The organism is Pseudomonas sp. LB3P25 (assembly GCF_054897985.1).
In genome coordinates this window covers 4872458-4894148 of sequence record NZ_CM142711.1, presented here as the reverse complement: position 1 = coordinate 4894148, position 21691 = coordinate 4872458, and the positions used below count along the sequence as shown (strand labels likewise).

The window sequence follows — 21691 nt, the reverse complement described above, 5'->3', positions numbered from 1 at the left end:
ATGTTTATCAACTGAATGCGGAGTATCCGAACATGCCAAAAATGAAAACTAAAAGTGGTGCTGCTAAGCGGTTTCTGAAAACTGCTAACGGTATCAAGCACAAGCACGCTTTCAAGAGCCACATCCTGACTAAAATGTCGACCAAGCGTAAGCGTCAACTGCGCGGTAGCAGCTTGCTGGCACCGTGTGACGTGGCAAAAGTCGAGCGCATGCTGCGCCTTCGTTAATTTAGTCAAGAATAGAGGAAGTAACTCATGGCTCGTGTAAAGCGTGGCGTCATTGCCCGTAAACGTCACAAAAAAATTCTGAAACTTGCTAAAGGCTACTACGGCGCTCGCTCGCGCGTATTCCGTGTTGCCAAGCAAGCGGTAATCAAGGCAGGCCAATACGCCTACCGTGACCGTCGTCAGAAAAAACGTCAGTTCCGCGCTCTGTGGATCGCTCGTATCAACGCTGGTGCACGTATCAACGGTCTGTCCTACAGCCGTTTCATCGCCGGCCTGAAAAAAGCGTCCATCGAGATCGACCGTAAGGTTCTGGCTGATCTGGCAGTGAACGAAAAAGCGGCGTTTGCTGCGATTGTCGAGAAAGCTAAAGCCACCTTGGCTTAAGTACCCCCGACAGTCACCCGGCCTCACCTCTGTGGGGCCAGGTGTTAAACGTCATAAATAGGGGAAGAGCCTTCAAGCTCTTCCCCTATTTTGTATCTGGAGTCTGTACATGGAAAACCTGGATGCGCTCGTCTCTCAAGCACTAGAGGCTGTGCAAAGCGCTGAAGATATCAATGCCCTGGAGCAAATCCGGGTTCACTACCTTGGCAAGAAAGGTGAATTGACTCAGGTGATGAAGACCCTGGGGAATCTGCCGGCAGAAGAGCGCCCGCAAGTCGGTGCGCTGATCAACGTTGCCAAGGAGCGTGTCACAGAGGTTCTCAATGCCCGCAAGGCACTGTTTGAAGAGGCCGATCTGGCCGCCAAACTGTCTGCCGAGTCCATTGACGTGACCCTGCCTGGCCGTGGCCAGACCTCGGGTGGTCTGCATCCGGTTACTCGCACTCTGGAACGTATCGAACAGTTCTTCACCCACATCGGCTACGGCATTGCCGAAGGCCCTGAGGTCGAAGACGACTATCACAACTTTGAAGCACTCAACATCCCAGGCCACCACCCGGCCCGGTCGATGCATGACACCTTCTATTTCAATGCCAACATGTTGTTGCGCACCCATACCTCGCCGGTACAGGTCCGCACCATGGAATCGAAGCAACCGCCGATCCGCATCGTCTGCCCAGGCCGTGTGTACCGTAGCGACTCCGATATCACCCACTCGCCGATGTTCCACCAGGTCGAAGGCCTGCTGGTCGATCGCGACATCAATTTCGCCGACCTGAAAGGCACCATCGAAGAGTTCCTGCGCGTGTTCTTCGAAAAAGAACTGGCCGTGCGTTTCCGCCCTTCGTACTTCCCGTTCACCGAGCCATCCGCTGAAGTCGACATGGAATGCGTGATGTGCAGCGGTAAAGGCTGCCGTGTCTGCAAACAGACTGGCTGGCTGGAAGTCATGGGCTGCGGCATGGTTCACCCGAACGTGCTGCGTATGTCCGGGATCGACCCGGAAGAGTTTTCGGGCTTTGCCTTCGGCATGGGCGTTGAGCGTCTGGCCATGCTGCGTTACGGCGTGAACGACTTGCGTCTGTTCTTCGACAACGACTTGCGGTTCCTCGCGCAATTTCGCTAGTCGTAACGAATTCTTAGGAGAGCAGGATGAAATTCAGTGAACAATGGCTGCGTGGCTGGGTAAGCCCGCAGGTAAGTCGTGATGAGCTGGTTGCTCGTCTGTCGATGGCGGGTCTTGAGGTCGATAGCGTTACGCTGGCCGCCGGTGAATTCAGTGGTGTGGTGGTGGGCGAGGTGCTGAGCACCGAGCAGCATCCGGACGCCGACAAGCTGCGTGTTTGCCAGGTCAGCAATGGCTCGGAGACCTTCCAGGTCGTCTGCGGTGCGCCAAACGTGCGCCCGGGCCTGAAGATCCCGTTCGCCATGATCGGTGCCGAACTGCCGGGCGACTTCAAAATCAAGAAAGCCAAGCTGCGGGGCGTTGAGTCTAACGGCATGCTGTGCTCACAAGCCGAGCTGCAAATTGGTGAAGGCAACGATGGCTTGATGGAATTACCGGCCGATGCGCCGGTCGGTCAGGACATTCGTGAATACCTGAGTCTGGACGACGCCAGCATCGAGGTCGACCTGACCCCGAACCGCGGCGACTGCCTGTCCCTGGCCGGTTTGGCCCGTGAAGTGGGCGCATTGTACGCCGCCGAAGTCACTCGTCCGATCGTTGCGACCGTTCCCGCCGCGCACGACGAAGTGCGTTCGGTTGAAGTGCTGGCGCCTGCCGCTTGCCCACGTTACCTGGGTCGTGTGATCCGTAACGTCGACCTGTCCAAGCCTACGCCGCTGTGGATGGTTGAGCGTCTACGTCGTGCCGACGTGCGCAGCATCGATGCTGCCGTCGACATCACCAACTACGTGATGCTGGAGCTGGGTCAACCGCTGCACGCTTTTGATCTCGCCGAAATCAATGGCGGCATCCGCGTGCGCATGGCTGAGGAAGGTGAGAAGCTGGTTTTGCTCGACGGTCAGGAAGTCAGCCTGCGTAGCGATACGCTGGTGATTGCCGATCACACCCGCGCCCTGGCTATCGCCGGCGTCATGGGGGGGGAACACAGCGGCGTCAACACCGCGACCACCCGCGATATTTTCCTGGAAAGCGCGTTCTTCGATCAGATCGCCGTCGCCGGCAAGGCCCGTTCTTATAGTCTGCACACCGACGCCTCGCACCGCTACGAGCGTGGCGTGGACTGGCAACTGGCCCGTGAAGCCATGGAGCGCGCCACTGGCCTGCTGCTGGAAATCACTGGCGGCGAAGCCGGCCCGATCATCGAAGCCGTGAGCGAGCAGCATCTGCCGAAAATTGCGCCGGTTACCCTGCGTACTCAACGCATCACCGCGATGTTGGGCATGGAAATGGACTCGGCTGAAGTCGAGCGTCTGCTCAGCGGCCTGGGCCTGAAGATTTCTGCCGATGGGGCAGGGCAGTGGCGCGTAGAAGTACCAAGCCACCGCTTCGATATCAGCCTTGAAGTCGATTTGATCGAAGAACTGGCCCGTCTGTACGGCTACAACCGTCTGCCGGTTCGTTACCCGCAAGCTCGTCTGGCGCCGCAAGCCAAGGCTGAAGCGCGTAGCGATCTGCCTGAACTGCGTCGTCTGCTCGTTGCTCGTGGCTATCAGGAAGCGATTACCTATAGCTTCATCGATCCGAAACAGTTCGAGCTGTTTAATCCGGGTGTGGAACCGCTGCTGCTGGCCAATCCGATTTCGAATGACATGGCCGCCATGCGCTCGTCCCTGTGGCCAGGCCTGGTCAAGGCACTTCAGCACAACCTGAACCGTCAACAGGATCGCGTGCGTCTGTTCGAAAGCGGTCTGCGTTTCGTTGGTCAGTTGGATGGCTTGAAGCAGGAGCCGATGCTGGCGGGTGTTGTTTGCGGTAGTCGTCTGCCGGAAGGCTGGGCACAAGGTCGCGATGTAGTGGACTTCTTCGACGTCAAAGCCGACGTGGAAGCGGTGCTGGGCTTTGCCGGTGCGCTGGATTCGTTCACATTTGTGCCGGGCAAGCACCCTGCGTTGCACCCAGGTCAAACCGCGCGCATCGAGCGTGAAGGTCGTCTGGTCGGTTACGTCGGCGCTATCCACCCTGAATTGTCGAAAACCCTCGGTCTCGACCGTCCGGTCTTCGTTTTCGAGCTGGTTCTGGCTGAAGTGGCATTGGGCAAAATGCCTAAATTCCAGGAGTTATCGCGCTTTCCTGAAGTGCGTCGTGATCTGGCACTGATTGCGGCCACGGACGTCGCGGCCAGTGCTGTAATGGATGTAATCCGTGAAAATGCAGGCGAATGGCTCACAGACCTCAGGCTATTTGACGTATATCAGGGTAAAGGCATTGATCCTGATAGAAAAAGCCTTGCAGTCGGCTTGACCTGGCAGCATCCATCGCGCACTCTTAATGACGATGAGGTGAATACTACGACGCAAAACATCCTCACCTCGCTCGAACAAAGGTTGAACGCCACGTTAAGGAAGTGACGTATGGGGGCTCTGACGAAAGCTGAGATGGCGGAACGTCTGTATGAAGAGCTGGGCCTGAATAAACGGGAGGCCAAGGAATTGGTCGAACTGTTTTTTGAAGAAATCAGGCACGCTCTTGAAGACAACGAACAAGTCAAATTGTCCGGTTTCGGCAATTTCGACCTTCGGGACAAACGCCAGCGGCCTGGCCGCAATCCGAAAACGGGGGAAGAAATCCCGATCACGGCTCGCCGTGTGGTCACCTTTCGTCCAGGGCAGAAGTTGAAAGCCCGAGTTGAGGCTTATGCTGGAACCAAGTCATAACGACGAGCTCCCCGTCATCCCAGGCAAACGCTACTTCACCATTGGTGAAGTCAGCGAGCTGTGTGCGGTAAAACCGCACGTGCTGCGTTACTGGGAGCAGGAGTTTCCTCAACTCAACCCCGTCAAGCGCCGCGGAAACCGCCGGTATTATCAGCGACAAGACGTGCTGATGATCCGGCAGATCCGCGCGCTTCTTTATGATCAAGGGTTCACCATCGGCGGCGCACGCCTGCGTTTGTCCGGGGATGAAGCCAAAGACGACACCACTCAGTACAAGCAAATGATTCGGCAGATGATTGCTGAACTGGAAGATGTACTGGTTGTGCTCAAGAAATAATTTCCTGCGTTTAAATACTTCCAGTTTTCAAAAGCTTGCGATATATTCTTGAGCGTTCTTCGAGAAGAGGAACAAGTTTCACGCCTAGTCGGGGCGTAGCGCAGTCCGGTAGCGCACTAGCATGGGGTGCTAGGGGTCGAGTGTTCGAATCACTCCGTCCCGACCATATAATTCAATGACTTAGCCCAATCTTTTCAGGTTGGGCTTTTTCATGTGCGTGAGATTTGCGTGACTCCTCATGTTTTTCACGCCTGCTTTCGCTTCAATATTGTCAGGACCGGTCCACGCGAATCCGTTGCTGATACCATGTTCGCAGCTTCAATCAGATGCCCGAGCTCAGCGCCCGAGTAGTGACTGGTGATGCTGCCGTTCTTGTGGCCAAGAAGAGCCTTGCGGTCTTCCTCGGTTACGCCTGCTGCGCGCAACCGACGGCCAAATGTGTGTTTGAGGTCATGGATCCTTATGGATGCATAACCTGGGTGAGCGGGGCGAAGGTTTTCCTCCTGCCAGAGTTTCGCCGCTCTCACCCGAGCCTTCTTCCAGGCCGTGTCATTCATTCGATGCATCGGGGTGCCGTTGTAAGGGAAAACCCATTCCTTGCTCACGCCGCGTTGTTTCTCGATGATCGACTTGGCCACGTTGTTGAGCACGACCAGTCGCTCGTCACCGTTCTTCACTCCGGACCGTTCGTGTCTGCCGTCAAAGTCAGCCGGGATCAGAAAAACACTGGTCCCGAGCTCCGGCACTGAAATCTCCCAATCCCATCTCAGCTTGCAGACTTCCTGCTCCCGGGTGCCGGTGTTCACCTTGAACAGCGCCATCGTTTGCAGGTGGGCCGGCAACTGCCCGAAAAGAATCGACTGCTCCGGCCACGACATCGGGTACGGCTTGCGGCTCGACTTCTTCTCTTCCAGCTTCGTGAGCATCGGCACGCTATCCAGCCACGGCCTGCGCTCATCATCTCGCCACTTCCTGGCACACAACGACAAAACCCGAACCACACGCTCGATCGAGATATTCACCGTCCTGTTGCTGACGCCTTTCTTCACCTTGCCGCCCTCAAGCTTCTTGGTCGCCAACCTGTCTTTGATGAACGGCACTAAGGCCTGATCATCGATGTGGGTCAGCGGCATGTCGCCTATGAACGGGTCCAACTGGGAAAGGTGGTGCGCCGAAAGCTTGATTGAAGCCTGGTCTTTGAACTCCAGCAGGAAGCGAGTCGCCGCCTCCCGCCAGATCCTGACCTTCTTTACGCCGTATACCTTCTGTTGCCGGATCTGCTCCAGCCGGTAGATCAGGTAACGCTCCGCTTCTTCCCGGTCACCAGTTCCAGTGCTTTCGTAAAGTCGTTCTCCGTTGATTTTCTTGTCGATATGCCAGATACCTTTCCTCTCGGAGAGGCCTGTGATCGATTTTCGCGCCATGATTTATCTCCTTTCTGGCGCTCGCTGCGGGGCGATTGTTGCTCCGAAGCGCCATTTTTATCAATTGCCTTTGCTGCGACGTAGGCTGTGGCCCAGTCGTCGAGCTCTTCCCGGTCAAAGCCGACACCGCGTTCTCCGATCGGGAACTCGCTGACATAAGGACGGACGGTTTTGTCGAACTCGGCGCGGCACATGCCCAAGTGGATGGGCGCGGCGCCAGCACGGATGAAGCGGGGGAGGATGTTTTCGCGCCGGGGCCGGGAGGGCGCCTGCGCCAGTTCTGCAGACATAAGTGCTCCATACCGCGCGTGGCGGCCGAAGGTGATTGGAGGGAGATTTGGGTGCAAAAAAGGCGCAAGACGAATGGCGCCCTTTGGAATTGACATGGCTTTATTGCCGGACTAAATATTTTCTTGTCCCGGTGGTTTCTTTGAAATGTGAACAAAAAGGAGGCCGCAAAGATGATGCGTAGAGGTTCTAAATATTGGCTCTGGGCGGACTGCGAGTTGCATAGTCGGTCGCATGACGAAGTGCTTAGTGACGGCACTCTTATTGATGTTCAGAGCCGACTTTCCAGAAAGGGAAGAACCCAACTATTTATTGGTGTCTACGACAAAAACGGATCGCCCGTGTTTGAGGAGGCCCACGACCATTTGCCCAACGATACGATGACTACCGCGCTCGCATGGGGTGTAGGTCGGGCACAGGCAATTGCAGATGGCAACTTGGTGCTCGGTGCTCAGATTGACGCTAGTCAATCTTCAAGCCCTCACGCACATCGACCGTCTGCAGCCTGAAAACAACCTCGAATTGACGGTCAGCTCCGCACCGGTCATTTTCGGTGCGGCGCTGGCCATTGATTCATCGCCGTGGCCCCTTGTAGATGAGCCAGGCCATGTAGGCGATGGCTGGCGCGGTTAGTAGGATCATGGCGTCACCTCTTCCTGTTCCAAGTCCTCGGCGGCGATCATGAACGTCTCGATGTTCTTGACGCGGTAGAAGGTGCAGTCGCAGTTCTTGCGAGCCCAGGCGTTGAGGAAATCCTCAAGCTCTTGCTTCGCCTCAGCGCTGACGGTTGGGAAATCATCAGCCCACTCACCAAGGTCACTTGAGGCGGCGTTGTCTGCCATCGCGCTGGTGACGGCGTCCGAATCTACAAACTCGGCCGGGTCTGCATACTGGATTTCACCGCGCTGGCATTCATCGCCAGCGGCAAGGTCATCGTTTTGGCTGAGGAACGAATCCCAGTCTGCGGTCCAGTCCTCGCCGTTGGTTGAGTAGGCGTATTCCTTGGGCGTTTGCCGAGCCCAATGCACGTGCGGGCCGTCTTCAGTGTCGAAGATGCCAAGCAGAAACCACTCGGGACTTGGCGCCGCGGGATTCCAGCCGAGGCAATGGGCGCCGCTGCCGTCGAAATAAGGGTGCTCATCCAGGTCAGAATCCATGCCCCAGAACTTCAGCTCCAAGACTTGCTCTTTTAGCCAAGCGTGATACGGCGCCGGATCTTCGCCGCCATCGAAAGCCGGGATACCCGGGTGCCACCAGTAACCGCTTTCATCGCGCACGACTTCGACGGGGCCGATCTGATTAATCGCAGGCATGACTGTTCCTTTGCCGCTATAGCGGCTGAATTTGAAGGGGGAGGGAGTTTTTGCTGGAAGGAGTACAGATGTACTCCTGTCAGGCGGCGACCGATGTTCCGGCTTTCTTTGGCTGACTCGCCTTGAAGCGATCGTATGGGCCATCCGGCAGGCTGGCGATCGCGTTCGCAGCCTTGATTAGCAGGTCACCCTGTTGCATCTGAGCTTTCGGCGTGAAGAACTTGAAGCGGGACCCGGGCGGGTAGTAGGTGTCGTAGGCCATACGACTGCAAATGGTCGACGCCTCCTCAAGCCCAAGGCTGCGGCCGTATGCGATCAGATTCTGCCGCTCCTCTTGATGCTCATCGTTCCGCTGATCCGCTGCGTTCAGGCGATTCTGCAGGGCGTCACGCTCATCCCGGTAGCGCAGGCCTTCCTTGTGCTTGCCGTGGGCCGAGTTGGCGTTGATCTCCACGTAGCGCTTCTGGCGCTCCAACTCTTCCTTCAATTCAGCCTCGCGGGCAAGGGCGGCGTCACGTTGCCTTTGGCAGATCTCAAGTTGCTGGAACATTGACTCGCTCATCCTGCAATCTCCATCGATACCAGATCATGGGCATTCACAACCGTCATGCCGAGGCGCTCAGCGATCAACACTTCGAGGCGGGCGCCCTTTGAATGCTCCCAGCCCGGGAGCGTGGCCACGGTGTCGCAGTCCATCAGGGCGGCGATGTCGCGGCGCATGCAGTCGTTCCAGGAACCGCCATCAGGGTTGAGCTCGGCGGGGTTGGTGACGGCGTGGCCAGCGTCGCGGAGGTTGGCGGTCATTGCGGCGAAGGCGGGGAAGTTGAGGTTGGGCAGTCCGGTCATTGGCCCGCTGAGGTAGATGCGCTTCATGCGACGCCTCCTGCATGCCCCGGGCATCCGCCGCCGCTGAAATCGAAACCTTCGCACGGGGGACCGAATGGCAGAACCTCCTTGCCCCGAGCCAGCGTTTCAAGCAGATGATCCGTTGCCTCATCGGCAGTGCACTTAGTGCCGTCGGCGTGGCGGAACAGGCCGGTGAGCTGGCGCTTGCTCATAGTTTTCAACGAGCCGCGCACATCGAGGCAGCAGTGCATGGTGCGACTGGTAGAAGCGAGTACAGCGCCTGGCTGGTTTTCTGTGGGCATGGGGGCGTCCTATGCCGGGTCATGCCCGGGCTGTGGATAAGCTGGAAAATGATGTGAAAACGCTGTTTTGCCTGCCTTTCAAAAAGTCGTGACGTAATTATCTGGGCTTTGAACAAGCCCGAGACTTACCAATGAAACGAATTTTTGAAGACCTGCTGCTCCAGATGCTGATCGACCAGTTGATGAAGGCGATGTATCACCTGGTGGAGTGGGTCGGCACCTTTCCATGGCAGTCGCTCTGTGGCTGAGTCAGGCCGCGAGGCGCTGGTAAAGCTCTATGATGTCGGCGGCGTTGGCCGCGACCAGTGCTTCGGCTTCGTCCGGACAGACGCTGTTGCCAATCAGCCGGACCTGATCTGTCTTGTTGATGTCGCGCCACTCTTCGGCACCGGTGACCGGGTCAACAAACAGTCCGCGGTCGATGATGTAGCCCTTGTCGAAGCCCTGCGCGGCCTTCAGCTCAGGCGGTTGCAGCATGCGCAGGGTGATATCCACCAGCACATAGCCGCCGACACTCACCATTTCAGCAGGGTCTTTGAAGTGTTCAGGCAGATACTCATGCATGAAGGCGGCACAGCGGCGGGCGCCTACCATCTGCTCGGGCGTCAGTGTGTCCGGCACCTGAACCGTCTCGACAACTGCGACCCGATCTTTCGTAGGCAGTGTGTGCATTGGCTCGTTCAGCGATATCCCGTCCTTCTCGTTGCCGTAGTACTTGACCAGATAGGCGTTGGCCAAGCGCTGGTTGGCGCCGGACTGGCAGATGGTCGAGATCGGGTCGTAAGCCGAACGGCCGTCGCCCTTGTAGAACCCGCCATTCGCCTGCTCGAAGAACGCAGCTGAAACCGCGTGGTGTCCGGTGCTGGTGGCCACCACGTTGAGTGGTTCGGTCACGTCGGCGCCGATTGATCCTTTACGTAGCGTCACCATGTTGGCCGCGGCCATCGCGAAGTGACCGCCCTTCACCTGGGCGACCTGGGTCCGCAGCGGTTCTTGCACATCGAAATTGCGTTGGGCCGACCCGTTGGCGCATTCGGTGAGGAACGGTGCTGCTACTGGCTGCACAAGTGCGTGGTGCGTGCCGCCGGCGCTGATGGTTGATAACGCCTCGTCGGTGCCATGGGTGCTGGTGTGCGATTCCGATGTGCCGCGCATTGGGACAATGAAAGGCTTCGCGCTGGTCAGCACGTGACGCCAGCAGCCCTTGGCCACGCGGCGCAGGGTGTTCGTTGCCATTGGCTTTTCGCGGAAGATCGTGCGACCCAAGTTGCTCCAGTCGATGCATTCCGCGGCGGTGCGCCAAGGTTGTTGTTTGGCAGTAGGTGTCTTGTGGCGCTTCGGAGCTGGCCAGACAATCGGCTTCCCGTCACTGCGCGCTACCAGGTAAAGACGTTTGCGAATGGTCGGGGTACCGGCGTTGGCCGCGATTCGCTCGCGCCATTCGACGTTGTAGCCAAGGCCACGCACCAGCGCTTCCATTGGCACGAACTCCCCGATGGCTTGCATGATCTCCGGCATGTCCGGATGATCGGCGGGCAGCCCCGCGCTGATCGCAGCAATAAACGCCTTGAAAGTACGTCCGCGCTCGGCCTTGATTGGCTGACCCTCTTCGTCGATCGGTCCCCAGTCGCAGAACTCTTCGACGTTCTCCAAGAAGAGCAGTCGCGTCTTGGTGACGAAACACCAGCGGATCACCACCCATGCCAGTCCGCGAACGCCCCGGTCACGCGGCGCACCACCTTTGGCCTTGCTGTGGTGGCGGCAATCAGGGGACGCCCAGATAATCGCCACTGGCTGGCCGCCAGTTGCTTTCCGAGGGCACACCTCATACACGTCGGCAACATAGTGAGCTGTCTGCGGGTGGTTGGCGCGGTGCACAGCCAGGGCAATGGGGTTGTGGTTTACCGACACGTCCGGCTCCCGGTATGCCCGGGCAATGCCGGTGCTGGCGCCACCGCCGCCCGCGAATAGGTCCACCACCAGTTCCTTTTCGAACGGCAGGCTCATGCTTGGCTGGCCATGGATGAACTGGGGTAACTTCTGTTGTGCGGACATAGGGGATCCTCGCCGACTGGCGTGATTCGTTGAAGTGGGGTATTTGTGTTCGGCCCGGCATGGAGCCGGTAGGGAGCAGAAAAATTGAACGGCACAACTGAGCCCAGTAATGACTGGTCTGGATTTCTTGCGGGGGTGGTAACGACGTGGGAATGGCTAGAGCGGTTTTTCGCAGCGCTCTGGAGCGGGTTAGGATGGCCCCACGCTGTACTGATAATGTTCTGTATCGTTATTGTTTACTTCAAGGACGAGATTAAAGTTGTCATCCCTAGAATCAAGAAAATTGGGGCTGATGGATTCGAGGTCGAGTCACCATTACCTCCGATTCAACCGTCAGCCAAAGATAGTGAACTGCAAAATATACCCAAAGGGGACTTTCCTCACACTTTTGGGATTGTTCTTGATCTAGTTAAAAAGCAAATTGAGGACAAAGATCAGGCAGAGGCTCTGCAATTCCTTGTTGGTGACGATGCGGGGTGGAGAGTGCTCAGCTATTTTGAGAATATTTATTCTTATATTTTCGGCGGTCAGATTCAGCTTCTTCAATTGTTGAACCAGCGTGGAACATTCGGATTGTCTTTTGTCGAGGCTGAGCGCGAGTGGGAAGCATATAAGGACCGCTTTAAGCCGAATCTAGATGAGTTGGAGATGGATACATTTCTAGGATTTTTAATCACGAAGGAACTGATAATTAAAACCGAGACCGCAATTATAATTACGCTAACAGGGAATGAGTTTCTGCAGTGGATGACCAAATTTGGTCGCTCAACTTATCGCCCTTGGTAATTCGCACGTTTTGCGGCGTGGTAGGTGAGGATGGGTCAGGATGGGTCAGGCGAACATGTCGATTTGCGGCTCCGGCGTGTTAACGCGGATCAGCTCGGCATCCAGTCGGTCTTTCGCGGTACCGAAGATCGCTTCATCCTGCTCGATGCCGAGAAATCGGCGGTTAAGCTGAAGGCACGCGACTCCAGTGGTGCCGCTCCCCATGGTGTTGTCCATGACCACTTGGCCTGGGTTGGTGTAGGTGCTGATCAGAAACTTCATCCAGGCGACTGGTTTCTGTGTTGGGTGAAAGCTTCCGGTCTGCTTGTCGCTGGAGAAGAACTGCACCGATCGCGGGTACCGGTCTGTTGAGTCGTACTCGGTGAGGCGTAAGGCCTTACCGTAGCACTCGGAATCGACTGTCTTCCGCTTGCTGGTCTTCCGTTCATGCCCGCTCGACATCTGCGGGTTGTACACCGGCTGCTGGCGGTAGAAGACCTGGGCGCTTTCGTGAGCTCTGAGTGGCTGCTTCTTGGCGTTCAGGAAACCGGTGGCGTTACCTTTCTCCCAGATCCATTCATACCGGTAGTGCTTCGGGTTGCTGGCAACGACCATCGACGCGAACGGCTGGGCCGCGCAGAACACAATGGCTGCTTCTGGCTTGGCGATCCGCAAGTACTCACGCCAGAGCGGATCGAAGGGGATGATCACGTCCCACGCGCACTGGGTCGTGCCGTAGGGCAGATCAGCCAGCACCATGTCGACGCTGTTGTTTGGCATGGTCTTCATCACCTCAAGGCAATCGCCGAGGTACAGCCAAGGTTCAGTTGCCATAAGTGATTTCCAGTCAGGCGCCGCCCTCCGTCCAGAGCGCGGCGTTGCGGTTAGTGTCAGGCGGCTGCGCGCTTGAGCTGGTCGGTGAGCTGGGTCGGCAGATTGCGCAACGTCAGCGTGCCGCCGGCTTCGTCGAACTCGACTTTGGAGCCCAGCAGGTGCTGTTCGAAGCTGATCGACAGGCCATCGGCGCGGCCAGTGAAGCGCCGGAATTTGTTCAGGGTCTTCTTGTCGGGTGGGATTGAAGCCGAAAGGCCGTAATCCTTGCCCTGGACGAACTCGGCGAACGCCAGTGGCTGGTCGTCGTCGAGTACTTCGGACAGCTCGTCGAGCGTGATGGACTCGCCCAGTTTGGCCTGGGACAAGGCATAGCTGACCAGTGTGTCGGTCTTCTCGCGAGCGGATTCCTCACCGAGATCTTCACTTTCAACGAAATCACTAAACGCCTTGAGCAGTGTGCGGGTTTCGCCCGGGCCGTCGACGCCTTCCTGCGCGCCGATGAAGTCGCGGAAATACTCGCTGACCTTTCGGCCCTGCTTACCCTTGAGGTACGAGATGTACTGGCGCGACTGCGGGTTGTTCTTCCACTCGCTCAGATTGATGCGCGCGGCCAGGCGGATATGGTCTAGGTCCAGGCGCTTGACCGTCATCAGGTGCAACTCTTCGGTCATGGTCACCGCTTCCGTTTCCTGCACTAGGGCGATGATCAGATAGTCGGTCAGGCCTTGCTGGTAGTGACAGAAGAGGGCGTGCCCGCCGGTGGTTAGATTCGATTCTTCCATCAGCTTAGTCAGGTGCTCGACGGCGATGGTGCTGAACTCGAGGAAATCAGAGCAGCCTGCCAGGTACTTGGCGAGCCATCCACTGAGAGGGTGAGCGCCTGACTCATGATGAAAGAAGCCCCAGGCCTTACCGGTGGTGGCGTTGTAGCTCTCGTTGAACTGCTGGGCAAGATCGTCGCGGGCCTGACTTTCGACTTGCTCGGCACCGCCGAGGAACAGGACAGCCGGACTGCCGTCGGGCTTCTTGTCGATCTTATGAATCACGCTGTGGAGAACGGGCATTGCGAATTCCTCGGGTAGGCGCCGCCCTCCGTGACTGGATGCGGCAGTATGAAATTTGATGAAGTGGCAGAGTGATAGCCCTATGATTCGCCATCACTCACGCATGGAGCGTAATAGATGCGACTTTTGCTGGTTTCAACGATTAGTTTGTTAATCACCGGCTGTTCCGGACCTGGCGTTGTGCCGATGGGTCGCGACACTTACATGGTCGCAAAGGACGGTAGCTTCACCACCTTCGGCGGCGGAGCCGTAAAGGCCGAGCTGTACCAGGAAGCCAATGCCTTCTGTGAGAACAAAGGGAAGCAGTTGATGCCTGTGAAGGAGGCATCCAGAGATTCAGGCTACGGTCGCTACGCCAATGCCGAACTGCAGTTCCGTTGCCTTGATGCAAACGATCCAGAGTTGCGCCGCCCAACGATGGAGGCAGAGCCGAACGTGAAGATCAAAGTCGAGTAGGCGTCGCCCTCCGAGACCGGATGCGACAGTGGCAATTTGGATTGGGGTGGGGTTAGATGGCGAGCACAAAATGTTGCCGGATATCGAGATGAACAAATCGCTGAAAGACGTCCTAAAAAAGATTTACGACGCTAATTTCATGACCGCCACGGAGGTGGTACACCTTGTGGAAAATCGGACAGGCGACCACCGAGATTTCTACCCACTGGCGGCGCTCGTGGAAGCTAATTATTTGGGGTTCACTGGCGGTCAGCCAACTGATGAAGATCAGTTTCGGAATTCACTACTGGCTCAGACTTTCCAGTGCTATCGACAGGGCCGTGGGAGGCAGTCCTACAAAAACGTGACTGTATTCGACAGAGAAGAAAGAGATGAAGTGTATTTCTATATTGGTCCAAAGGCTGTTGAGTTCTTTGAGACCCGTCGCTCAGATACCAAAAAGCTTTGGGTATCCGCAGGCCTCAGCTTCTTCGCGGCAGTGACTGTCGCAATAATCACCTACTGGCTGAGGAACGCAGGTGGAGCCTGAATCTCATCCCCTGGGTCTTGCTGAATTATCAGCAGGCTCTCTCTCTGAAACATTCGCGCCACGTTTTCGCTTATCTGCACTTTGTGGCGCGGACTCTCCATCGCCTGATATGAAAGGGTCGGCCCGAGCGCATGTGCGTTCAGAATCAGATTCTGCACCGCCTCGTTGATTTCCTCGATGCCGTTCCAGGCCATCAACTCGTCAAGCTTCTGCCGGGTGCCGAGCCGTAACCGATGCCGTAATTCCTTCTCGTCGTATTGGATTCGCTTCTCGGCGGCCTTCGCCGATCGCTCTTGTCCACTCTTGGCCATGGCCTGCCTCTTCAATTCCGTGGGCCGGTATATCCAGCCATGTCTGTCGTCGGCGCTGGCGCACCTGGTTGCTGATGCGTCTCATGCTGCCACCTTCACCTGATTCCACGCGCCGGCGGCATAGAACAGCTTCGCGGCCTGCGCCTCTTCAAGCGACACCTCCGCGGGAACGGCGATCCAGCCTGACGCGACCATGTGGTTTGGATTGCAGCTGTTACGCAGCTCCAGGTAGTAATGCTCGATGGCATGGCTGATGGCAGCTATGCGAGCGCCGCCGTTACTGTCGGATCCGGCGCGACATCAATCACGGTATCCCCGCCGCTTGCGACAGCGCCGCTGGCTACGGCACCGTGGGTGTTCTCAACAGCTGCACTGGAGACGCAGAAGTTTCGCGTCATCGGTATCAGCGAAGGCGACGATGGCACGTACGCGATCAGCGCCGTGGCGTTTGACCCCGATAAATTCAACCAGGTCGAGTACGGCACACCGGATGTTGACAACCCGACTAGCATCGTCAACCTGGCCAAGCCAGATGCAGTCGGGCAGCTGACGTTCCTTGAGTCGCTGTACGACACCGGTACTGGACTTGCCGCAGCGCGACTGTCGGTCAGCTGGACGCCACCTGCGCGGGCGATGCGCTATCAGATCGAGGTAATGAGGCCAGGAGGAAACTGGGAGTATGTTGGGGAAGTATCGACGCCCAGCGTCGACTTCGATTCGGCATCTTCCGGCCTGTGGTCGGTTCGCGTTACGCCAAAGTCCTTGCTCGGTTTCTCCGGACCGGCGCCGATCCAGACCTACACTGCTCAGGCGTTGCTGGCGCCACCGACGGCGCTAGTCGGCCTGCGGCTGGACGTCATCAACAGCGTGGCAACTCTGGCCTGGGAACCGGCGCCGGAACTGGACGTGAAACTCGGCGGCAGCATCAACATCCGCCATTCGCGCAGCACGTCGGCCAACTGGGACACGGCACTGCCGCTCACCGAAGCGGCCGGCCGGTCTACGTCGGCGGTCGTGTCGTTGCTGCCTGGCAAATACCTTGCGCGCGCGGTCGACTCCTCGGGCGTCGGCGGGCCGATCACGGAAGTCTGGTCAGACGCACAGGTGCCTCTGCCTGAGAACGTCGTGCTGACCGTCACCGAGTCACCAGCATTCTCCGGGATTGCGGTGAATGCGGCGGTTTCGGATGGCGCACTGAAGATGTCGGCGCTCGGACTGTTCGATGACATCCCTGATCTGGATGCATGGCTCGGGGAAATCGACAAGTACGGCGGCTCGCACCTGACGATGACCTACAGCTTCGCCGCGCCTTCCGACCTCGGCTACGTCTACGACTGCCGCCTGACCGCGAATGTCGAGGCGGTGCTGTACGACGACGGCAGCTACATCGACACGATCGCCGACTTCGATTCGATGATCAGCATCGACGGTGATCCGCCAGTCGGCGCCTCGCTGTCGCTGTGGGTGCGCACGTCTGATGTGTTGCCGGCTGATTGGTCCGCCTGGAAGCCGTTTGTAGTCGGCGACTACCGCGCCCGCGTCTTCGACTTCCAGCTTCGCGGGGAGGTCCTGCTGGCGACGAACTGGATCGACGTCTCGATCCTGGAAGTCACGATCGATATGCCTGACAGGATCGAGAGCGGCAACGACATCCCGGTGCCTGCACTGGGCTTGCCAGTCGTGTACTCGCCGCCGTTCAAAGCCAGCCCGGCCGTCAGTCTGACAGCTCAAGGTCTTTCGCCTGGCGACTACTTAGACGTCTCAACCAAGACCACTAACGGCTTTACGGTCTTCATCCGCAATGCAACCGGGGTCGCCCAGTCGGGCCGCTCGATTGACTACATCTCAAAGGGATACTGATCTATGTCGCAGCACGATATGACCGTAGACAATGGTGCTGGCGTAGCCGTCCGCGCCGATATCAATCTGGCGCTCAAGGCCCTGGCATCGCAGTCCAGCGGCGCTTCGGCGCCGAGTCCGACCTACCCCGCGCAGATGTGGGCCGACACCGGTACTGGCAGGCTGAGGCAGCGCGACAGCGCGAATACGCTTTGGATTGACTTGGGCCCGCTAGATTCCGCCCGCCCAGCCCCCGGCAGCTTGCTCAATGTTCGAGTGTTCAGCACGCCCGGCACCTTTACCTATACCGAGACTCCGGGTACAAAAAAGGTAATTCCTTGGGTTCAGTCCGCAGGCGGTGCGGGGGGCGGAGCGCCAGCTACCAACTCTGGCCAGGCATCGGTCGGTGCTGGTGGCGGGGCTGGTGCATATGCGCAGAGTCTGTTTACTTCAGGCTTCTCTGGAGTGTCTATTACAGTCGGTGCGGGCGGTACTGGTGTCTCCGGAGCTGCCGGTAACAATGGCGGCCCATCTTCCTTTGGCGCGCTGGTCAGTTGCCCAGGTGGACGAGGCGGTCCTACCGCAGGGCCAGGGACGCCTATATTTTCCTCGTCATCAATTAACAGTTCCGCACCAAGCGGGGGCAACATTACTTCGTGCGCTGGGTCAGGTAGCGTTGATGTCATTGCGCTCGCACTGGGTAACATCATAGGCGGGATTCCAGGCGCATCCTTATTTGGCCCCGGGGCAAATCTTGCTGCTGCGGGGATCAACGGCACAACCTCAACGTCGCCGGGATCTGGTGGTGGCGCTACGGCTAACACAATAAGTAAGCCGGCAGTAGCAGGCGGGGCTGGCGCTCCTGGAATCGTGATTGTATGGGAGTACGCATGATGAAAACCTACGCAAATATCGCAGATGGCGTCGTGCAATACCTACTGCCAACGGACGGCGACATTACCGAGATGTTCCACCCCGACATGATCTGGATTGATGTGACGGATGCCATTCCACCCATAGCGGCCGGGTGGATTACCGTCGAAATCGATGGGGTCTGGAGCTTCGCCGCGCCAGTTCCACCTGTGCTTACAGACGCAGAGCTGAAAGCCGCCGCATTATCGCAGCGTGATGCCCTGCTGAGTCAGGCCAACGAAGTCACCGCAGGCATGGGTGACGCCTTTCTGGCTGACCTTTTGAGCGATGCCGATAAAGCCATGTTCAAGGCCTATGCCGTCTACAAGCTGGCCTTGAACAAGATCGACAAGCAGCCAGGCTACCCGACCACGATTGACTGGCCGACCTCTCCATAACTGAGACCGTAACTCCGATGCCCGCCAAGTGCGGGTTTATTTTTGCCTGGAGAAAAGTATGCCCATCACCGCGCAGCAACTGCTGCAGATCCTCCCGAACGCCGGCAAACAAGCCGGCGTTTTTGCACGTGCGCCAGGCATGGCGCGTTGCGCGCAAGCGCAACCAGCTTGGCTGTGGTGGCCTCGCTGGTGACTTGGAGGTGAAAGTCCTCTACACACCCGGCAAGGGGAAGTGTTAGCCAGAGGCAAGGGTGTCGCGGGTGACCGCGAATCTGAAGGAAGCCCGAGGCAAAATGCTGGCCTGACGAACAGCAAGCGGATAGAGGCGGCGCAGCGGGGTAAAGGGGCGTGTTTCCCTAAAGCCCAATACTTGCACGGGACGCTGCGACGTAGATCCGACAGGCATAAGCAGGAAGGTCGCGCGAATTACCCTGGGAGATCTGCACGTTTGCCACAGTGCTACCGAGCGTCGAGAGGCGACGGGATGAACGTGCAGAAGTCAGCCGAGGCCGTAGTAAATGGCGAATAACCCCGTCACCAAGGGCCGAACAAGTTATGCCGCCAGTAGGCGTCAAAGTCTCGTTGAATACCGAAATGCAGAAATTTCTCCAAGAGAAGACTGTTACTCCGAGTCCCGGACAGTATCCGAGGATGACGGCTGACAGCGCACAGGTATCGGCGGCGTCTGTGACGTGGACGAACGCGGAGCCGGACACGCTGATGGAGCGGGTGCTTGCGCCGGCCAACCTTAGGCGTGCGTATCAACGTGTGGTCAGCAACAAGGGCGCACCAGGTGCCGATGGCATGACGGTCGACGACTTGGCGGACTACGTGAAACAGTATTGGCCGACCCTCAAGGTGAGGTTGCTGGCCGGCGAGTATCACCCGCAGGGTGTACGCGCCGTTGACATCCCCAAACCCAAAGGCGGAACACGGCAACTGGGTATTCCCAGCGTCGTGGATCGCTTGATCCAACAGGCACTGCTGCAACAGCTCACGCCAATCTTCGATCCTCTGTTCTCGGACTACAGCTACGGCTTTCGTCCGGGTAGAAGCGCTCACCAAGCCATCGAAACCGCTCGCGGCCACGTGGCAGCGGGTCACCGCTGGTGCGTGGAACTTGATCTCGAGAAGTTCTTTGATCGGGTCAACCACGATGTCCTGATGGCCTACGTGGCGCGTCAAATCGAAGACAAGCGTGTGCTCACGCTGATCCGTCGTTACCTCGAAGCGGGAACGATGTCGGGCGGACTCGTCAGCCGACGGCAGGAAGGGACGCCGCAAGGCGGCCCGCTCTCGCCGTTGCTGTCGAACATCTTGCTCAACGAACTCGACCGCGAACTGGAACGGCGAGGCCATCGCTTCGTGCGTTATGCCGACGACGCGAACATCTATGTGCGCAGTCAGCGAGCTGGCACGCGGGTGATGACCGGTGTTGAGCGTTTCCTGAATCAGCGCCTGAAACTGACGCTGAACCGGGAAAAGAGCCACGTAGCACGGCCTTGGGTCTGCGACTATCTGGGTTATGGGATGAACTGGCATCAGCAACCGAGGCTGAGAGTGGCGACGATGAGTCTGGGTCGCTTGCACGACCGGTTAAGAGACCTGCTGCGCGGGGCGCGGGGCCACAAGATGGCGAATGTCATCGAACGGATAAACCCTGTGCTGCGCGGGTGGGCAGGCTACTTCAAGCTCAGTCAGAGCAAACGGCCACTTGAGGAAATTGACGGCTGGGTGCGGCGCAAACTTCGCTGCGTCGTCTGGCGTCAATGGAAGCGGCCCTCAACGAGGGCACGTAACTTGATGCGCCTGGGGCTTAGCGAAGCTCGCGCCTGCAAATCAGCCTTCAATGGCCGAGGCCCATGGTGGAGCTCGGGAGCATCTCATATGAATCAGGCGCTGCCGAAGAAGCTATGGGATCAACTTGGGTTGGTCTCGATACTGGATACGATAAACCGGCTTAGCCGCATAGCTTGAACCGCCGTATACGGATCCGTACGTACGGTGGTGTGAGAGGACGGCGGATGTAAATCCGCCTCCTACTCGATCTGTTCTAAATGTGGCCATGGGCCGGTTCCAGATTGCGGGCCCCAAGCGCGTGGCCGCATTCATTGCCCAGATCGGGCATGAGTCTGGCCAGTTGGTCTATGTCCGCGAAATTTGGGGGCCGACCGCTGCTCAGTCCAGGTACGAAGGCAGGGTTGATCTCGGCAATACCGTTGCGGGCGACGGCTTCAAGTACCGGGGTAGGGGGCTGATCCAGATCACCGGCCGGGCGAACTATGCGGCGTGCGGCGAAGCGCTCGGGTTGGATCTGATCAGTCAGCCGGAGTTGCTGGAGCAGCCGCAGTATGCCTGTCTGTCGGCCGCGTGGTTCTGGGCGACCAAGGGGCTGAACACCCTGGCCGACGCCGACAAGTTCGAAACCATCACTCGCCGCATCAACGGCGGCCTCAATGGCATGCAGGATCGGTTGAATCTGTGGACCAAAGCCACGAAGGTGCTGACATGACTTATGCTCGGATGCGAGGTCGGTTCAGCAGTAACTTATTTATACTTTACCTTCATTGTGATAGTCCCTTCTGCTCCAGCCTTCATTGAAATATTTACACTCTCTATCGGGGCTTTGAAATTCAGACCAGCCTCGTGGCTCATGACGATTTCCATTTCGTCGACACCAGATTCCTTTCCCGCCCGAATTACCTTTGCAGCAGCTTCTGATTGATTTTCCGGAGTCGCTACGGCACCACTAAAGGCGTCAACGCCTTTGCGTATCAACCAGACAAATGGAGAGGGCGCGATGAGGGCTGCAGCACTCAGTAGGTGTTTTGGAATCGATTTTGTGAAGTCGTAATTGGTCATAACGGATCTCCGAGATATTTCATCTTTATCTGCACGATTACGGGAAACCTTAGCCGAGCCCGATGGCATCGTAATAAGAGCCCCAAGCAGGCACTGAAAATCGGCTCCCGACCTCTATTCAAGGATGTATCGTGATGACTCTGGCGCAAAAAATTCTTTACCTGCTGGTGCTAACTGCTGCATTGGTTGCCGGTAGTGCGGCAATGGCCTGGCAGGTTCAGAACTGGCGCATGGGCAAGCAACTCGCGGAACAGGCGGGCCTGCACAACGATGACCTGACTGCCATCAGCAACGCGGCCGCCGTTCAGGTACGTGCCGAACAGGACAAGCGCCTCGCGCTCGAGTATCGCCTGTCAGCCAGCGAACAATCCCACTACCAGGAACTGAGTAATGCTCAAGCCAACCAGGCTCGTCTGCGTGATCGCCTTGCCACTTCTGATTTGCGGCTGTCAGTCCTCCTTGCCGAGGATCCAGCCAGTGGCTGTTCAGTGCCAGCCGGTACCGAAGCCAGCGGCGTGGTTCATGGAGGAGCGCGCGCCCGACTTGACCCAGCGCATGCTCAAAGAATTATCGCCATCACCGATGAAGGCGACCGGGGAATGATTGCCCTGGCTGCGTGCCAAGCGTATGTGAGGGGGGTATCACACTGAGTTCGGCGCGGGGCCAGGTACTGGCAAATGTCGCCCTATTCAAAATGGTCGGTTG

26 protein-coding genes, 1 tRNA gene and 2 pseudogenes are annotated in these 21691 nt (G+C 57.8%); 18 read left to right on the top strand and 11 right to left on the bottom strand.

Going from position 1 to position 21691, the window contains the following annotated elements:
* The first annotated feature begins 32 nt into the window (after positions 1-32).
* The 7 genes from rpmI (at position 33) to ACYZTW_RS22400 (ending at position 4954) form a co-directional block, all read left to right on the top strand.
* Positions 33-227 carry a 50S ribosomal protein L35 gene (gene rpmI / locus ACYZTW_RS22430; protein WP_008145659.1) on the top strand — a complete coding sequence of 65 codons (195 nt, stop codon included), beginning with the start codon at positions 33-35 and terminating at the stop codon, positions 225-227.
* Between the two features lie 27 nt (positions 228-254).
* The gene (gene rplT, locus ACYZTW_RS22425) at positions 255-611 is read left to right on the top strand and encodes a 50S ribosomal protein L20 (RefSeq protein ID WP_007905879.1); all 357 of its coding nucleotides are present in this window, start codon (positions 255-257) and stop codon (positions 609-611) included.
* A 109-nt stretch (positions 612-720) separates the two neighbouring features.
* A complete protein-coding gene (pheS, locus tag ACYZTW_RS22420) occupies positions 721-1737 on the top strand; it encodes a phenylalanine--tRNA ligase subunit alpha (protein ID WP_007905876.1) in 1017 nt (338 codons plus the stop codon).
* 26 nt (positions 1738-1763) lie between these two features.
* The gene (pheT, locus tag ACYZTW_RS22415) at positions 1764-4145 is read left to right on the top strand and encodes a phenylalanine--tRNA ligase subunit beta (protein ID WP_462001852.1); all 2382 of its coding nucleotides are present in this window, start codon (positions 1764-1766) and stop codon (positions 4143-4145) included.
* Between the two features lie 3 nt (positions 4146-4148).
* Positions 4149-4451, top strand: a complete 303-nt coding sequence (gene ihfA, locus ACYZTW_RS22410) for an integration host factor subunit alpha (RefSeq protein WP_002553164.1) — start codon at positions 4149-4151, stop codon at positions 4449-4451.
* Entirely contained in the window at positions 4432-4788 is a 357-nt protein-coding gene (locus ACYZTW_RS22405; RefSeq protein WP_003179985.1) for a MerR family transcriptional regulator, read from the top strand. Before ihfA ends, ACYZTW_RS22405 begins: the two co-directional genes overlap by 20 nt.
* A gap of 89 nt (positions 4789-4877) precedes the next feature.
* Positions 4878-4954: transfer RNA gene (locus tag ACYZTW_RS22400), tRNA-Pro, on the top strand.
* A 79-nt stretch (positions 4955-5033) separates the two neighbouring features.
* On the opposite strand, the gene ACYZTW_RS22395 is transcribed toward ACYZTW_RS22400, so the two are convergent.
* Positions 5034-6197: a tyrosine-type recombinase/integrase gene (locus ACYZTW_RS22395; protein WP_462005821.1), complete on the bottom strand. Its 1164-nt coding sequence runs from the start codon at positions 6195-6197 to the stop codon at positions 5034-5036.
* Positions 6083-6502, bottom strand: a complete 420-nt coding sequence (locus tag ACYZTW_RS22390; RefSeq protein ID WP_462001851.1) for a hypothetical protein — start codon at positions 6500-6502, stop codon at positions 6083-6085. Before ACYZTW_RS22390 ends, ACYZTW_RS22395 begins: the two co-directional genes overlap by 115 nt.
* 171 nt (positions 6503-6673) lie before the next feature.
* On the opposite strand from ACYZTW_RS22390, the gene ACYZTW_RS22385 reads away from it, so the two are divergent.
* The gene (locus ACYZTW_RS22385; protein ID WP_462001850.1) at positions 6674-7009 is read left to right on the top strand and encodes a hypothetical protein; all 336 of its coding nucleotides are present in this window, start codon (positions 6674-6676) and stop codon (positions 7007-7009) included.
* A gap of 129 nt (positions 7010-7138) precedes the next feature.
* On the opposite strand, the gene ACYZTW_RS22380 is transcribed toward ACYZTW_RS22385, so the two are convergent.
* The 5 genes from ACYZTW_RS22380 to ACYZTW_RS22360 form a co-directional block, all read right to left on the bottom strand.
* Positions 7139-7813: a hypothetical protein gene (locus tag ACYZTW_RS22380; RefSeq protein ID WP_462001849.1), complete on the bottom strand. Its 675-nt coding sequence runs from the start codon at positions 7811-7813 to the stop codon at positions 7139-7141.
* Positions 7814-7892: 79 nt separating this feature from the next.
* Positions 7893-8375: a hypothetical protein gene (locus ACYZTW_RS22375; protein ID WP_462001847.1), complete on the bottom strand. Its 483-nt coding sequence runs from the start codon at positions 8373-8375 to the stop codon at positions 7893-7895.
* Complete coding sequence (locus ACYZTW_RS22370; RefSeq protein WP_462001846.1) at positions 8372-8686, bottom strand: DUF4406 domain-containing protein; 315 nt, start codon at positions 8684-8686, stop codon at positions 8372-8374. The genes ACYZTW_RS22375 and ACYZTW_RS22370 overlap by 4 nt, the downstream gene beginning before the upstream one ends.
* Positions 8683-8961 carry a hypothetical protein gene (locus ACYZTW_RS22365; protein WP_462001845.1) on the bottom strand — a complete coding sequence of 93 codons (279 nt, stop codon included), beginning with the start codon at positions 8959-8961 and terminating at the stop codon, positions 8683-8685. The genes ACYZTW_RS22370 and ACYZTW_RS22365 overlap by 4 nt, the downstream gene beginning before the upstream one ends.
* Positions 8962-9210: 249 nt before the next feature.
* Positions 9211-11016, bottom strand: coding sequence for a DNA cytosine methyltransferase (locus ACYZTW_RS22360; protein ID WP_462001844.1), 1806 nt, complete (start codon positions 11014-11016; stop codon positions 9211-9213).
* A gap of 84 nt (positions 11017-11100) precedes the next feature.
* Between ACYZTW_RS22360 and ACYZTW_RS22355 the strand changes: the two genes are divergently transcribed.
* A complete protein-coding gene (locus tag ACYZTW_RS22355) occupies positions 11101-11802 on the top strand; it encodes a hypothetical protein (protein WP_462001843.1) in 702 nt (233 codons plus the stop codon).
* A gap of 45 nt (positions 11803-11847) precedes the next feature.
* Here the strand turns inward: ACYZTW_RS22355 and ACYZTW_RS22350 are convergent, their stop codons facing one another.
* The gene (locus ACYZTW_RS22350; protein ID WP_462001842.1) at positions 11848-12615 is read right to left on the bottom strand and encodes a DNA-methyltransferase; all 768 of its coding nucleotides are present in this window, start codon (positions 12613-12615) and stop codon (positions 11848-11850) included.
* Positions 12616-12671: 56 nt separating this feature from the next.
* A complete protein-coding gene (yejK, locus tag ACYZTW_RS22345) occupies positions 12672-13679 on the bottom strand; it encodes a nucleoid-associated protein YejK (RefSeq protein WP_462001841.1) in 1008 nt (335 codons plus the stop codon).
* Between the two features lie 117 nt (positions 13680-13796).
* On the opposite strand from yejK, the gene ACYZTW_RS22340 reads away from it, so the two are divergent.
* Together ACYZTW_RS22340 and ACYZTW_RS22335 are read left to right on the top strand one after the other, a co-directional pair.
* Complete coding sequence (locus ACYZTW_RS22340) at positions 13797-14135, top strand: hypothetical protein (RefSeq protein ID WP_462001840.1); 339 nt, start codon at positions 13797-13799, stop codon at positions 14133-14135.
* 28 nt (positions 14136-14163) lie between these two features.
* A complete protein-coding gene (locus ACYZTW_RS22335; protein WP_462001839.1) occupies positions 14164-14664 on the top strand; it encodes a hypothetical protein in 501 nt (166 codons plus the stop codon).
* Here ACYZTW_RS22335 and ACYZTW_RS22330 read toward each other — a convergent pair.
* Positions 14634-14975 carry a hypothetical protein gene (locus ACYZTW_RS22330; RefSeq protein WP_462001838.1) on the bottom strand — a complete coding sequence of 114 codons (342 nt, stop codon included), beginning with the start codon at positions 14973-14975 and terminating at the stop codon, positions 14634-14636. The genes ACYZTW_RS22335 and ACYZTW_RS22330 overlap by 31 nt on opposite strands.
* A 234-nt stretch (positions 14976-15209) precedes the next feature.
* On the opposite strand from ACYZTW_RS22330, the gene ACYZTW_RS22325 reads away from it, so the two are divergent.
* The 6 genes and pseudogenes from ACYZTW_RS22325 to ACYZTW_RS22300 all read left to right on the top strand — a co-directional run.
* Positions 15210-16835 carry a hypothetical protein gene (locus ACYZTW_RS22325; RefSeq protein WP_462001837.1) on the top strand — a complete coding sequence of 542 codons (1626 nt, stop codon included), beginning with the start codon at positions 15210-15212 and terminating at the stop codon, positions 16833-16835.
* A 3-nt stretch (positions 16836-16838) separates the two neighbouring features.
* On the top strand, positions 16839-17708 hold the full coding sequence (locus tag ACYZTW_RS22320; protein WP_462001836.1) for a glycine-rich domain-containing protein: 870 nt from the start codon (positions 16839-16841) through the stop codon (positions 17706-17708).
* On the top strand, positions 17705-18124 hold the full coding sequence (locus ACYZTW_RS22315; RefSeq protein WP_462001835.1) for a tail fiber assembly protein: 420 nt from the start codon (positions 17705-17707) through the stop codon (positions 18122-18124). Before ACYZTW_RS22320 ends, ACYZTW_RS22315 begins: the two co-directional genes overlap by 4 nt.
* A 58-nt stretch (positions 18125-18182) precedes the next feature.
* Positions 18183-18251: pseudogene (locus ACYZTW_RS22310) on the top strand (glycoside hydrolase family 19 protein); the annotation flags it as partial.
* Positions 18252-18679: 428 nt separating this feature from the next.
* Positions 18680-20101, top strand: a complete 1422-nt coding sequence (gene ltrA / locus ACYZTW_RS22305) for a group II intron reverse transcriptase/maturase (protein ID WP_462001834.1) — start codon at positions 18680-18682, stop codon at positions 20099-20101.
* A 73-nt stretch (positions 20102-20174) separates the two neighbouring features.
* Positions 20175-20636: pseudogene (locus tag ACYZTW_RS22300) on the top strand (glycoside hydrolase family 19 protein); the annotation flags it as partial.
* A 35-nt stretch (positions 20637-20671) separates the two neighbouring features.
* Here the strand turns inward: ACYZTW_RS22300 and ACYZTW_RS22295 are convergent.
* A complete protein-coding gene (locus ACYZTW_RS22295) occupies positions 20672-20986 on the bottom strand; it encodes a hypothetical protein (RefSeq protein ID WP_462001833.1) in 315 nt (104 codons plus the stop codon).
* A 134-nt stretch (positions 20987-21120) separates the two neighbouring features.
* Here ACYZTW_RS22295 and ACYZTW_RS22290 point away from each other — a divergent pair, with 134 nt between their 5' ends.
* Positions 21121-21636, top strand: coding sequence for a lysis system i-spanin subunit Rz (locus tag ACYZTW_RS22290; RefSeq protein ID WP_462001832.1), 516 nt, complete (start codon positions 21121-21123; stop codon positions 21634-21636).
* Positions 21637-21691: the final 55 nt, after the last annotated feature.